17 protein-coding genes are annotated in these 12201 nt (G+C 39.5%); all 17 read right to left on the bottom strand.

What is annotated here, in order from left to right:
• Nucleotides 1–11: 11 nt before the first annotated feature.
• A complete protein-coding gene (gene fabD, locus FJ218_09220; GenBank protein MBM4167078.1) occupies nt 12–935 on the bottom strand; it encodes an ACP S-malonyltransferase in 924 nt (307 codons plus the stop codon).
• A gap of 31 nt (nt 936–966) precedes the next feature.
• Nucleotides 967–1968 (bottom strand): ketoacyl-ACP synthase III, encoded by a 1002-nt coding sequence (locus FJ218_09215; GenBank protein ID MBM4167077.1) that lies wholly within the window; start codon nt 1966–1968, stop codon nt 967–969.
• 126 nt (nt 1969–2094) lie between these two features.
• A complete protein-coding gene (plsX, locus tag FJ218_09210) occupies nt 2095–3096 on the bottom strand; it encodes a phosphate acyltransferase PlsX (GenBank protein MBM4167076.1) in 1002 nt (333 codons plus the stop codon).
• Nucleotides 3097–3185: 89 nt separating this feature from the next.
• Nucleotides 3186–3368 carry a 50S ribosomal protein L32 gene (locus FJ218_09205; GenBank protein ID MBM4167075.1) on the bottom strand — a complete coding sequence of 61 codons (183 nt, stop codon included), beginning with the start codon at nt 3366–3368 and terminating at the stop codon, nt 3186–3188.
• Nucleotides 3369–3380: 12 nt separating this feature from the next.
• The gene (locus tag FJ218_09200) at nt 3381–3926 is read right to left on the bottom strand and encodes a DUF177 domain-containing protein (GenBank protein MBM4167074.1); all 546 of its coding nucleotides are present in this window, start codon (nt 3924–3926) and stop codon (nt 3381–3383) included.
• A gap of 207 nt (nt 3927–4133) precedes the next feature.
• Nucleotides 4134–5021 (bottom strand): ATP synthase F1 subunit gamma, encoded by an 888-nt coding sequence (gene atpG, locus FJ218_09195; GenBank protein ID MBM4167073.1) that lies wholly within the window; start codon nt 5019–5021, stop codon nt 4134–4136.
• Entirely contained in the window at nt 5021–5515 is a 495-nt protein-coding gene (locus FJ218_09190) for a hypothetical protein (protein ID MBM4167072.1), read from the bottom strand. Before FJ218_09190 ends, atpG begins: the two co-directional genes overlap by 1 nt.
• Nucleotides 5485–5676, bottom strand: a complete 192-nt coding sequence (locus FJ218_09185) for a hypothetical protein (protein MBM4167071.1) — start codon at nt 5674–5676, stop codon at nt 5485–5487. The genes FJ218_09190 and FJ218_09185 overlap by 31 nt, the downstream gene beginning before the upstream one ends.
• Nucleotides 5677–5691: 15 nt before the next feature.
• A complete protein-coding gene (locus FJ218_09180) occupies nt 5692–7242 on the bottom strand; it encodes a F0F1 ATP synthase subunit alpha (protein MBM4167070.1) in 1551 nt (516 codons plus the stop codon).
• Between the two features lie 132 nt (nt 7243–7374).
• On the bottom strand, nt 7375–7920 hold the full coding sequence (atpH, locus tag FJ218_09175; protein ID MBM4167069.1) for an ATP synthase F1 subunit delta: 546 nt from the start codon (nt 7918–7920) through the stop codon (nt 7375–7377).
• 6 nt (nt 7921–7926) lie between these two features.
• Complete coding sequence (gene atpF / locus FJ218_09170) at nt 7927–8412, bottom strand: F0F1 ATP synthase subunit B (protein MBM4167068.1); 486 nt, start codon at nt 8410–8412, stop codon at nt 7927–7929.
• A gap of 219 nt (nt 8413–8631) precedes the next feature.
• The gene (locus tag FJ218_09165) at nt 8632–8859 is read right to left on the bottom strand and encodes an ATP synthase F0 subunit C (protein MBM4167067.1); all 228 of its coding nucleotides are present in this window, start codon (nt 8857–8859) and stop codon (nt 8632–8634) included.
• A 64-nt stretch (nt 8860–8923) separates the two neighbouring features.
• On the bottom strand, nt 8924–9835 hold the full coding sequence (gene atpB / locus FJ218_09160; GenBank protein MBM4167066.1) for a F0F1 ATP synthase subunit A: 912 nt from the start codon (nt 9833–9835) through the stop codon (nt 8924–8926).
• Between the two features lie 74 nt (nt 9836–9909).
• The gene (locus FJ218_09155) at nt 9910–10281 is read right to left on the bottom strand and encodes a hypothetical protein (protein ID MBM4167065.1); all 372 of its coding nucleotides are present in this window, start codon (nt 10279–10281) and stop codon (nt 9910–9912) included.
• On the bottom strand, nt 10278–10517 hold the full coding sequence (locus FJ218_09150) for an AtpZ/AtpI family protein (GenBank protein MBM4167064.1): 240 nt from the start codon (nt 10515–10517) through the stop codon (nt 10278–10280). Before FJ218_09150 ends, FJ218_09155 begins: the two co-directional genes overlap by 4 nt.
• Entirely contained in the window at nt 10517–10876 is a 360-nt protein-coding gene (locus FJ218_09145; protein ID MBM4167063.1) for a polymer-forming cytoskeletal protein, read from the bottom strand. Before FJ218_09145 ends, FJ218_09150 begins: the two co-directional genes overlap by 1 nt.
• 8 nt (nt 10877–10884) lie before the next feature.
• On the bottom strand, nt 10885–11793 hold the full coding sequence (locus FJ218_09140) for a M23 family metallopeptidase (GenBank protein MBM4167062.1): 909 nt from the start codon (nt 11791–11793) through the stop codon (nt 10885–10887).
• Between the last annotated feature and the right edge of the window lie 408 nt (nt 11794–12201).

Below are 12201 nucleotides of genomic sequence, written 5' to 3'. Positions count from 1 at the left end.
ATTGAAACGGCTCATTTCTTTTCGTTCACCCTCACAACATCTTCGACTTTATCAACGCCATCAACGTTGACATTTCCATTGGTTCGTTTTACTAATCCTTGCAAAACTTTTCCCGGACCGATTTCGAGAAATTCATTTGCTCCATCGTGAATCATAGCGTTCACCGATTCTTCCCAACGAACGGGAGAAATAATCTGTTGTTCAAGAAGCAAACGAATTTCATTTCTGTTTGTAACCGGTTTTGCCGTAACGTTTGCATATACGGGAATTGTCGCATCGGAAAATGTTGTATTCGTCAATGCGTTTTTCAAACCATCTTTTGCCGGTTGCATCAACGGTGAATGAAACGCGCCACTCACGACAAGTTCCTTCACGAGTTTTGCGCCGCGTTCTTTTGCAAGCGCCATCGCTTTTTTTACCGAGTCAACATTTCCCGAAATTACAATTTGGCCGGGAGAATTAAAATTCGCGCATTGCACAATTCCAACATCACTGGCGTCGCTGCAAACTTGTTCGACCACATTTGATTCAAGTCCAACAATCGCTGCCATCGTTCCTTTATTTTGTTCTCCGGCTTGCTGCATCAATTCACCACGCAAGCGAACAAGTTTCAATCCATCTTCAAAACTCAACGCGCCGGAAAAAACTACTGCCGCATATTCTCCAACCGAATGTCCAGCAGTTTGTGAAGCAGAAATTCCATTTAATAATTTTGTCGCAACAACACTGTGTAAAAAAATTGCCGGTTGTGTATTGCGCGTTTGTTTCAGTTCTTCTTCCGGTCCTTCAAAACATATTTTTGAAAGCGAGTAACCGAGAATTTCATCCGCGCGTTGAAACATTTCTTTCGCAAGAGGAAATGTTTCGCATAAATCTTTTCCCATCCCGACATATTGCGAACCTTGTCCGGGAAATATGAAAGCGAGCTTACTCAATCAGAAAATCGTAATTCTAAAATCTAAAATTCTATATTCCCCACTTCAACAAAATTGCGCCCCACGAATATCCCGCACCAAAAGCAGAAAGAACAACCGTGTGTCCTTTCTTCAACTTGCCGCTTTTATACCACTCGGAAAGACACATCGGAATTGTCGCACCAGTGGTATTGCCATAACGGTCAATGTTTATCATCACTTTCGAAGCATCAAGCCCCATTCTGTTAGCGCACGCATCAATGATTCGCAAGTTCGCCTGGTGAGGAACTAGCCAATCAACATCGTTTCCCGTCAAATTATTTTTCTCCAAAATTTCTGCCGAAACATCCGCCATTCCTTTCACCGCAACCTTGAAAACCGCTTTTCCATCTTGATATAAATAATGCATTCCGTTATCTATTGTTTCGTGCGAAGAAGGATTCAAACTTCCGCCACCTTTCATATATAGAAATTCTTTTCCGCTTCCGTCGAGTCGCAAGATAGAATCGAAAATTCCTTCATTCGAGTTTTCAGAAGGTTCAAGAAGAACTGCCGCACCTGCATCTCCAAATAAAATACACGTATTTCTATCCTTGTAATCAACAATAGAACTCATTTTATCTGCACCGACAACAAGTATTTTTTTATATGCGCCGCTTTCGATAAATCGTACGCCTGTCATCAAAGCAAAAAGAAATCCCGAACACGCCGCTTCCATATCGAATCCCCACGCATTTTTCGCTCCGATAGCATCTTGAATAAGAGAAGCAGTGGAAGGGAAAAACATATCGGGCGTAACGGTTGCAACAATAATAACATCGAGTTCCTCAGCAGAAATGCCGCGCTGCTTCAACACTCCGGTTGCTGCTGGGATTGCTAAATCGGAAGTTGCGCCTTTTTCCAATATTCGGCGTTCCCGAATTCCAGTTCGTTCTAATATCCATTCGTTATTTGTGTCAACTATTTTTTCCAAATCGAAATTGGAAAGAATTTTTTCCGGAACGAAATGGTCAACAGCAGTTATCGTTGCGCGAAGGCGATGGTTGAGGTTCAATGCAAAATGTAAATTAAAAGTTAAAAAAAAGATTTCAGATTTGAGATTACGGATTACAAAACGTCATTGGTAATTAGTCATTTGTAAATCTTCTAATGACTAATGACTGTAATCTCCAATCCGGAATCATACAGTTACTACTTCTATTTCGTTTTGCGTTTTCGAGATAGCTGCGGCGATTTTCTCATTGATTTTTTTCTGAACAGTTTCTTCCGCCTTCAGTATCATATATTTTATTGCCTTTGCAGTAGATTTTCCGTGTCCGATAATGACGACACCATTGACACCTAGCAAAGGTACTCCGCCGTATTCTTCATAATCAAGCGATTGAAAAATTTTTCGTAATGTTCCCCGCATCGTTCCGATAAATATTTTTTTGAACATTCCTTGTTGCGCGTACGCTTTGAATCTGCTTTTCAAGAACGACGGAATGCTTTCAGCAAATTTTAATATGATATTTCCTACAAAACCGTCGCAGACGATAACCTGCGCAACTCCTTTTAAAATATCGCGACCTTCCATATTGCCAATGAAATTCAAATTGCTGTTGGAAAGCAATTTATGTGTTTCAATTGTAACTTCATTTCCTTTGGTACTTTCTTCGCCGATGTTTAAAAGCCCAATGGTCGGGTTGACATCATCAAACATCGCGTTTGTATATATGCTTCCCATTACTGCAAATTCGAAAAGATGTTGCGGGCGACAATCAACATTTGCGCCTGCATCAAGAAGCAAACACATGCCTTTTTCCGAAGGTAAAAACGTTCCGATTGTTGGGCGACTCACCCCGGGAATTCTTCCGAGAATAAGTGTTCCCGCAGACATTACTGCACCAGTATTTCCTGCACTTACAAATGCATCCGCTTTTCCTTCTTTTTGAAGCGATGTCCCAACAGCAATAGAAGAATTCCTTTTTGTTTTTACTACGGCAGTTGGAGAATCGTGCATATCGAGAATTTCATCCGCATTGACGATTGAAAAATTTTCGTTTTTTAATTTTGCCGAATGAAGTTCGCGCTTAATTTCACGTTCTTTGCCTACGAGAATTACGTGAAATCTGTTATTGGTTTCATGCAATGCAGCGAGTGCGCCCATTACAATATTATGAGGCGCAAAATCTCCACCCATTGCGTCAACCACTATACGAATAGTAGTTTGTGAATGATTTTTTTTCAGGAAGTTTCCTTCGTTCTCTGCAAGAAAAATCTCAGTAAAACTTATGCTTCTTTGGGAACCGTTACAACACGACCGTTATAGAATCCACAGTTTGGGCATGCTCGGTGCTGAAGTTTCTGTTCGTGGCATTGTGGACATTCTGCAGTTGATGGCGGTGTTGCTTTGTAATGCGTTCGTCGTTTTCTTCCTCGTTCTTTCGAATGGCGTCGTTTAGGATTTGGCATAGGGTATTTGAATTAATTATTTCTTTTTAAACTTACAAGTGAATTCCATCGTTCGTCAATTTCTGAAATACAATCGCACGGTTGTTCATTGAGATTTGTTCCGCAGTGTGAGCAAAGACCTGCACATGATTCCTTGCATAATAATTTCATTGGAACAGAAAGCAATAACGTTTGGCGAACGTCTTCGGATAAATCAATAATCGGATTGTTCTCGTCGAGAATAATGAAATCATCATTTTCTCCTGTTTGCAACGGGAACGGAACGCGCGATTGGTAACGATACACTGCTTCGTACGAATTATCAATTTCGTTTTCAAAATATTCAACACATCGGTCGCATTGAAATTTGCCGATAGTATGAATTGACACTTTGAGATAAACGTGGCGAGTATTTTTTTCGATAGTTGCGGCAACATAAATTGGATGTTGAAAGTCCGGAACTTCTTGAATTGATAAATCGGCAGGAACAGTTAAATCATCGGAAAATATTTCTTCGGGCAAAACAACAAATTTGTATTCGTGAATCCCGTTTGAGAGCGTTTCCACTTGAATCTTCATACCATTTTCTCCTTGACATATTACAATGAAAGTACGTTGAGTGAAAAAAAGTTGTTTTGCTAAAAAATGCGGGGAAAATATAGTGGAAAATGGAAAAGTATCAAAGATGGCGAACGAAAATAATTGAAAATAAATAAGCGAGATTCTTCACCCCAAAAGGAAAAAATCCTTCAAGATTTGAAAAACTCTTGAAGGATTTCAATAAAATTATCCTGCTTGCGCCAATGCTTCTGCACCGCCAACGATTTCCAGAATTTCTTTTGTGATTGCGGCTTGACGCGCTTTATTATATGAAAGTTGCAACGAAGAAATAAGATCGCTTGCGTTGTTTGTTGCGTTTTCCATTGCCGTCATTCGTGCCGCTTGTTCCGATGCATTCGATTCAAGGAGGATTCGCCAAATCTGAAAATTCAAATGCTGCGGAATGAGGGTGTCCAAAATTCTTGTTTTCGTTGGTTCGTAAATGTAACTATCATTCGATTGCGAACGCTCCGAAGTTGCATCCAAAGGAACCAATGGAAGAAATTGTTCGAAAACAGTTTTTTGCGAGATGACGGATTTGAATTCGTTGTAAATGATTTCAACCGAATCAAATTCGCCGCATAAAAATCCCTGCGTGAGTTCTTCAGAAAGCGAAAGCGCATTGCTGAACTGCAAATTGTTGAACATTCCTATTTGTTTTCCTGCAATTTCATAATTTCTTTTTGAAAAGAAATCAAAACTTTTCTTTCCCACGCAATATAGAAGTAAATTTCCTGCACTATGAATGGCACCATATTTTTTTTCAATGTGTTGCGTTGCAGTTTTTATTAGATTGGAATTAAACGCTCCGCATAATCCTCGGTCGGCAGAAACGATAACAAATGCCGCGCGTTCAATTGGACGAACGGTGAAAAATGGATTCGAAGTTTCTGCTTGTTGCGAGGAAACTTGGAGAAGCATCTCTTTCATTTTTTTTGAATATGGGCGCGCAGCGATAATAGCATCCTGTGCGCGTCGCATTTTTGCGGCAGCTACCATTTTCATCGCTTTGGTAATTTTCTGTGTGCTTTTGACGCTAACAATGCGTCGGCGTACTTCGCGGAGTGTTGCCATTATGTATTCTGTTGCAAAAGTTCTTTCAAAAAAAATAAATCGAGATTATCTTTTTCTCGCATCGTTTGTTTCATTCGCCATAGTAATTCCGGTTTTGCAAACGGAATTGGAACGCCTTCAAGTGTTATTATTGTAGAATGTTTGATTGCTTCTTCGTACTCAATTCCACACGCAGATTTCATTAAGTCAACAACAAATTCATCAGCAACTCGAATAACGGTGAATTCATTTAAATCATTTGGTTGAATTTCCTTTGCTGCTTTTTCTGGAAGTGTAAGCAATGCTGAAATTACTTTCTCCTGGTTTTCTGCTGACGAATCCAAGAGTAAATCAATGTCTTCTGTTGTTCTTCCATACCCCATTTGAATCATCGCCATTCCACCAACGACAACGTATTTCGCGTTTCGATTATTGAACTCTCGACATAATGCAATTAAATCGTCGGCTGTTGGCGTTCTTGCTTCTATTTTCTCGTCATCATTTTGAGTGTCCATTCTTGACTTTCTTCAAAACTTTTAAATTTATAGACTCCTCGTGGAATAAATGGCTTATCTTTTCGCAACACGATAACAAGTTTGAATAAATTGTTAAGAGAGAGTAAATCTTTCTTTCCAATTTTTCTTTTTCCAACAACTTTAATTTTTTCATCTTCCATAACTGCAAAACGAAATTACTTCTTCGTCTTAAACGTTTCAGAAAACTCGCGGAGAATCGTGTTCAATTTCTTAGTTATCTCTTCGGTTAAATCTTTTGTTTGTGCAATTGCATTGAGAACATCTTTGTGTTTTATTTCCATCATTTCCAGAAATTCTTTTTCGAAACGTTTCACTTGTTCGAGAGGAAATTCGTCGAGATAGCCGTTCGTTCCTGCAAAAATTATCGAAATCTGATTTTCCACCGGCATCGGTTCATATTGTCCTTGTTTTAATATTTCTACAAGACGAGAACCGCGACGAAGTTGTTGTTGAGTTGATTTATCCAAATCGGAACCGAATTTTGCAAATGCTTCGAGTTCGCGATATTGTGCAAGTTCCAAACGCAAACGTCCGGCAACTTTTTTCATCGCTTTGATTTGAGCATTTCCTCCAACACGCGAAACAGAAATTCCTACGTTGATAGCAGGACGAACTCCTGCATTGAACAAATTCGGTTCGAGATAAATTTGTCCGTCGGTAATGGAAATAACATTTGTCGGAATGTATGCAGAAACGTCGCCTGCTTGTGTTTCTATAACGGGCAATGCTGTTAAACTTCCTCCTCCAAGTTCATCATTCAGTTTCGATGCGCGTTCCAATAATCGCGAGTGAAGATAAAAAACATCTCCGGGATATGCTTCACGTCCCGGGGGTCTTCGAAGAAGAAGAGATACTTGACGATACGCCGCGGCATGTTTCGATAAATCATCGTACACAACAAGCGCGTGTTTTCCATTGTCGCGGAAAAATTCTCCTAATGTTGCTCCGGAATACGGTGCAATAAATTGTAAAGGTGAAGGGTCGCTTGCATTTGCCGCAATAACTGTTGTATAATCCATTGCGCCGTTCTTTTCGAGTGTTGTTACAACTTGCACAACAGTAGAATTTTTTTGACCAATGGCAACGTATATGCAATACACGGGTTTTATTCCGAGTTCTTTCGCACGTTCCGTGTGAGTAAATTTTTGATTGATAATTGTATCAACCGCAACCGCAGTTTTTCCTGTTTGTCTATCGCCAATAATAAGTTCTCGTTGTCCGCGTCCGATGGGAATCATTCCATCAACGGATTTCAATCCGGTTTGAAGCGGTTCTTTCACGGGTTGTCGTTGAATGACTCCGAGGGCTTTTCGTTCAATCGGGAGAAATTTGTCGGTTGAAATTGCGCCGCATCCATCTACCGGCTGTCCCAATGGATTGATAACTCGACCGAGCATTTTCTCACCAACGGGCATTGATGCGAGTCGTTTTGTTCGTTTGACTATATCGCCTTCGCGGACAAGGGTGCTTTCGCCGAAAAGAACGCAACCAACATTGTCTTCTTCCAGATTGAGAACCATTCCATATACGCCGTTTGGAAATTCTACGAGTTCGCTTGCCATAACGTTGGTAAGTCCGTACACGCGCGCAATTCCATCTCCAACGTACAGAACTGTTCCGACTTCGTAGGTGTCTATTTCTTTTTCAAAACCGGAAAGTTGTTGTCGCAATATTGCAGAAATTTCATCGGGTCGAATTTGTGTCATAGTTTATTTGTTTTATCTTATAGTTTGAGTTTAAACTTTGTTTTTCTAATTGTATCAATGCGATTGAGAATTTTACATTTTATATTGAACATTGCAACCTTCAATCTAAAATGTTCAATATAAAATCTAAAATCAATGTTCACCGGTAAACTTTTCCCACATCATTTCTAATTGTCGTTTGACGCTTGCATCCCACACCGTATCGCCGACGCGAACAACAAAGCCGCCTTGTAACGCTCTATCAACGATCGCTTGCAAACGAACGGATTTTTTTGTTATTCGCTCCCAATGATGAATAAGTTGTTCTTTCTGCGAAGACGTAAGTTCAACAGCAGAATCTACGGTGATGTTCAGGAGATTGTGGCGCACATTGTTTAACTTTATAAACTCTTCCACAATTTCCGGGAGTAATTCTTCTCTTCCTTTTGCAGCAATCAGTGAAAGGAAATTCATTGTCGGTTTGCTTACTTTTTTTAGGAATAATTCGTTGACAATCATTTTCTTTTTCTGGCGATTGATAATCGGACTTCGGAAAAAGTTTTTCAACTCCCGTGAAGATTGCATTGCATCATTCAACATTGCAAAATCGTCTGCAACAGAATCAACGTATTGTAATTCTGTTGCAAGGTCAAGTACCGCGAGTGCGTACCGATGTGCGGCTCGTTTGCTGGATGCCATGAACGTTTAGTTTTTGGGAAGCGTTGTGATAAAATTGTCCACGAGTTTTCGATGTTTTTCTTCGTCGAGAGATTCGTCGAGAATTTTTCCTGCGGCTTGAATAGCAAGGGAAGCAACTTCTTTTCGTAACGAAAGGAGCGCGGCTTCTTTATCGCGTTCAATTTCATTTTTTGCTTGCTCAATCATTTGTCGTGCGCTTACATTCGCTTGCTGAAGAATCATATTCTTCGATTGCTCTGCAGTGTCGCGCGCTTCTTTCAGCAATTTTGACGATTCTTCGTTGATGCGTGCAAGTTGTGCGCGATGTTCAGCGAGTAATTTCTCCGCTTCTTTATGCGCCTTTTCTGCGTTTGTTATTGCATCGTGAATATCGTGCTCGCGTTTATGCAGTGCGTCGAGAATTGGTTTCCACGCTACTTTCTTTAAGATTAAAACAAGCGCGACGAAAATAATGAGTGTCCAGAGGATAAGTCCGGGATTGAGTTCTAACATAAAAAAGTTTACAGTTTGTAGTTTACTGTTTTCTGTTTGAGAAATAGGTATTCGTTATCTGTTATGAGTTTATCGTTTTGAGTTACGCCTTTTGCGTTTTACTGTGCGAAGAACGAAACATTACGAATTTACGAAGGTGATTTTCATTCGCAAATTCGCAACCATTTGTTATTCGCACAATAACGATTAACAAGTATAACGATTAACAATTCCCGAACTTTATTTTGTTGCGAGAATAATGCAGATTGCAAGCGCAAAAAATGTTGCACCTTCGATAAGTGCGGCGGCAATCAACATTGATGTTCGTATTTGTCCTGCGGCTTCCGGTTGTCTTCCCGATGCGTCCATTGCGGAAGCAGCGAGTTTTCCAATTCCGAATCCAGCGCCAAATACTGAAAGTCCAGCGCCAATTCCTGCGGCGAGATAACCAAGTCCAAAGTTGCTAATTGTATCCATTGAGAATATTCTCCAAGTTAAATGTTAATGAAAGTATGATTTATGAAAAAAAATGTTAATGATGTTCCTTGCTGTGTGCGTGTTCCGACTTGTCAGATGAGTTCGAAACCATTCCTAGTCCCATAAATAGTGAAGTCAGCATTACGAAAATATACGCTTGCAAAAATGCGACAAACAGTTCGAGAAAATTAATTCCAAGGACGAATGCAATTGGAACAGGAGCGATGAACCAACTTTTGAAAATAAAAACTAAACCGATGAGTGCAACGATAACAATATGTCCACCGGTCATATTCGCAAACAAACGAATACACAGCGCAAACGGTTTGGTAAAAAGTCCGAGAATTTCAATCGGAATCATAATCGGCCAAAGCGCCCAGTGAACTCCGCCGGTTAAATGCGCGAGATAATGTCCGATTCCCTGCGCGCGAATGGCTGCAAATTGAATCATCAAAAACGCTATAATTGCAAGTCCGGCAGTTACGTTTACATTTCCTGTTGCGCTTGCTCCGTAAGGAATCATTCCGAATAAATTCATAATGAGAATGAAAAAGAATGTCGTTATGAGATACGGAAGATATTTCACTCCTGTTTTTCCCATATTCGGAATAGCGATTTCATCGCGAATGAAAACAACAAACACTTCCATCAAATTTCCGAAGCCGCTTGGAATTTTTTTCTTTGAGTTGGAACGCGCTGCAATTATTCCCGCAACGACGAGAAGAATTGCAGAAAGAATAAGAAACACAACGTGTTTTGAAATTGACATATCGAACGTCATTCCGAGAAAATGAAACGGTTCGAAATGCGGTAAATGCACGTGGCCAAGAAACGGAAGTTCGAGTTCGTTGGAGTTTTGCGTGTGATGCAAAAGTTCAACGAACAGATTTTCTTTTTGTTCGCCGTGTTCTGCGGCGGTTTTTAAAGTATCTGCAATTACAGTTGTATGTTCTGAATGTTGAAACATTGTTTGTAATCGTTAATTGTTATCTGTTGATAGTAGCGAATTTATACGAATAACACATTACGGATAACGTTTAACTATTTTGCTAATTTCTTTTGAACGTAAATGATTTCGAGAATCATAAAAACGAAGTAGTATAAAAACATTATTGTTATCAACGCAAGAATGTCAATATGAAAAACTTTTATCAGCAATAGAAGAAACAAAGCAAGTACGAGTAATCGAATAAACATTCCACCGAAAACGTATTTCAGGAAAATATTATTACTTTTATGATATGCTTTTTGTATTGTCCAATATCCGAACATCGCATTCAACGACATAATCAATATGCCAATTTGAGCCGCAAACGAAACCCGTTCGTTTGTCCAATCGTTCAACGGATATACCGTGAAGAGTATGGAAACAACAAGGATGAGAAGAACTTGTATGGGAAATGAACATTTCATTTCATTTTTTTATTTTCGCGTTCCGAAAGCGCGTTTATTTTTTTGTAAAAAGAAATAAATCCGCCAACACTTCCCGCTGCTATTCCTGCTAACGACATCCACGGAGCAGTTCCGAATTTTCCATCGAACCATTTTCCGATATAATAAAAAACAACGACAACGAGCGCAAGTTGAATTCCTAATCCTATGTACGGCGCGGCTTCGCGAAAATAATGTTCTTCACCAAATAACGCCATTACGATTCTTTGGGTTTTATTGTTTGTTCATTCATCGCGCAGTTACCGTTGAACCTTGCTCCTTCTTCAATGATCAGTTTTGCGGCGCGAATATCTCCGCGAACAACGGCTTTTTCCAAAAACGTGAGCGTATCGGAAGAATCTATTTTTCCATCAACAGAGCCGGAAATTTTTATCATTTTCCCTTGAACATTTCCTTTTACTTGTCCCGTTACACCGATTTCTACGTTATCTGTTGCTGTAATATCGCCAACAATATTTCCGTCAACGTGAAGCGAACCACTGCTCGTAACTTTTCCCTGCACTGTTGTTCCGCGCCCGATGATGTTGAGTTGCTTGTTGCCGGTTTCAAATTTCATTGCAATTCTTAACTATTTGTTTGAAGTAAAAAATGTTCCGGATTAAGCGGGAAACCGTTCTTCCAAATTTCAAAATGCAAATGCGAACCTGTGCTTAATCGCCCAGTGTTTCCAAGCGTTGCGAGAACATTTCCGCGACGCACATTGGTGAATGGAGACTGCAACAATATTTCCAAATGTTTATATACCGTAATAAAACCGTTGCTGTGTGCAAGAATAATGGTATTTCCATAATCATACGTCCACGAAGAAAACATAACATAACCGTCTGCAGGACTCACGACGGGAGTTCCGTTTTTTCCAACGATATCAATTCCTATATGTCCTTGTTCCGATTCAAATTGCCGTGAAAAAAAACCTTGCGTTGGCATCAGCAACGGAAACTCAAGCGTGAAATGTTCCGCATCGCTTACTGAAAATTTTGTTGTACCGCTTTGAAGGAAGTCGGAAATTGAATGTTCCTGAATTTTCTGCAGTAGACGTTCTTCACGTTCAGGATTGCTGCGTTGTTCAACAAGAAACAGAGAATCTTCACGCGATACTTTTTGACCAAGCATTCTTCGCAACTGAATATTGTATTCGCGTAATTCAGTAAGTTGCGTATTCACGTCGAGAATTTTTTTCTGAAATAACTGGACATCGTTGAACGGTGGTTCTTGTTGTTGTGAAACAGAAATCAGATTGCGCGCAGGAGTCCAAAGGAAAACTGCAAGAATAGAAAAAAATCCGAAGACGAGAATAAACGCAAGTGTAACAATAGTTTTCCACAAACTGAAAGAAATAATTCGCTGCTGTTCTGCGTTCCCGGAAGGAAACAGAACAAGCGTATATGTTTGCGTTGGTTTCTTTTTGTTGAAGAAATGAAAAGCCACTATATAAAATACAATAGTTTGCAACAGAGATTGTCGTGATTGCAAAACAATTCTGTCTGAAAAAAATTTGAGGGCAAAATATAGAAAAATTTACTGCACTTGAAAAGAAAGTTTTGGAAAAACAAGGAGAAATTTTTTCGGAAAATAAAATCTGATGTTCTTTGATAGAAAAAATGAATATTCTATATTCAAACCAGTTTATTTACAACTCCATTACTCGTTTGTGTGTTGCAGAAAACTGCAACACGATGGAGAAGACTATTTTATTTCACAAAGATGGCAAGGTCCTTTGAGAATCCAATGGTCGAACGAAGAAATAGTACTATCTCCGCTCCTCAATTCTATTCTCGGGTAACATACCTTACGAAGAGAACTAACCTTTTCAACGAAAAAATTCTTGTTGCTGAAATAAAACTTAACAAAACAATTTTTTTTCTAATAATTTTTTGAACA

It is taken from the genome of Ignavibacteria bacterium (assembly GCA_016873775.1).
GTDB lineage: Bacteria > Bacteroidota > Ignavibacteria > UBA10030 > F1-140-MAGs086 > JAGXRH01.
Note: the sequence above shows the minus strand (reverse complement) of the source record. Positions and strands in the feature narration are given on the sequence as shown.

Coding starts and splice junctions, on each gene's coding strand:
- FJ218_09150 (MBM4167064.1), bottom strand. CDS start 10,517: ATGGCGTTATTTGGTGAAGAACATTATTTTCGCGAAGCCGCGCCGTAC.
- atpB (MBM4167066.1), bottom strand. CDS start 9,835: ATGTTTCAACATTCAGAACATACAACTGTAATTGCAGATACTTTAAAA.
- atpF (MBM4167068.1), bottom strand. CDS start 8,412: ATGTTAGAACTCAATCCCGGACTTATCCTCTGGACACTCATTATTTTC.
- FJ218_09185 (MBM4167071.1), bottom strand. CDS start 5,676: ATGGAAGATGAAAAAATTAAAGTTGTTGGAAAAAGAAAAATTGGAAAG.
- FJ218_09155 (MBM4167065.1), bottom strand. CDS start 10,281: ATGAAATGTTCATTTCCCATACAAGTTCTTCTCATCCTTGTTGTTTCC.
- plsX (MBM4167076.1), bottom strand. CDS start 3,096: ATGGGTGGAGATTTTGCGCCTCATAATATTGTAATGGGCGCACTCGCT.
- atpG (MBM4167073.1), bottom strand. CDS start 5,021: ATGGCAACACTCCGCGAAGTACGCCGACGCATTGTTAGCGTCAAAAGC.
- FJ218_09145 (MBM4167063.1), bottom strand. CDS start 10,876: ATGAAATTTGAAACCGGCAACAAGCAACTCAACATCATCGGGCGCGGA.
- atpH (MBM4167069.1), bottom strand. CDS start 7,920: ATGGCATCCAGCAAACGAGCCGCACATCGGTACGCACTCGCGGTACTT.
- FJ218_09180 (MBM4167070.1), bottom strand. CDS start 7,242: ATGACACAAATTCGACCCGATGAAATTTCTGCAATATTGCGACAACAA.
- FJ218_09190 (MBM4167072.1), bottom strand. CDS start 5,515: ATGGACACTCAAAATGATGACGAGAAAATAGAAGCAAGAACGCCAACA.
- FJ218_09205 (MBM4167075.1), bottom strand. CDS start 3,368: ATGCCAAATCCTAAACGACGCCATTCGAAAGAACGAGGAAGAAAACGA.
- FJ218_09200 (MBM4167074.1), bottom strand. CDS start 3,926: ATGAAGATTCAAGTGGAAACGCTCTCAAACGGGATTCACGAATACAAA.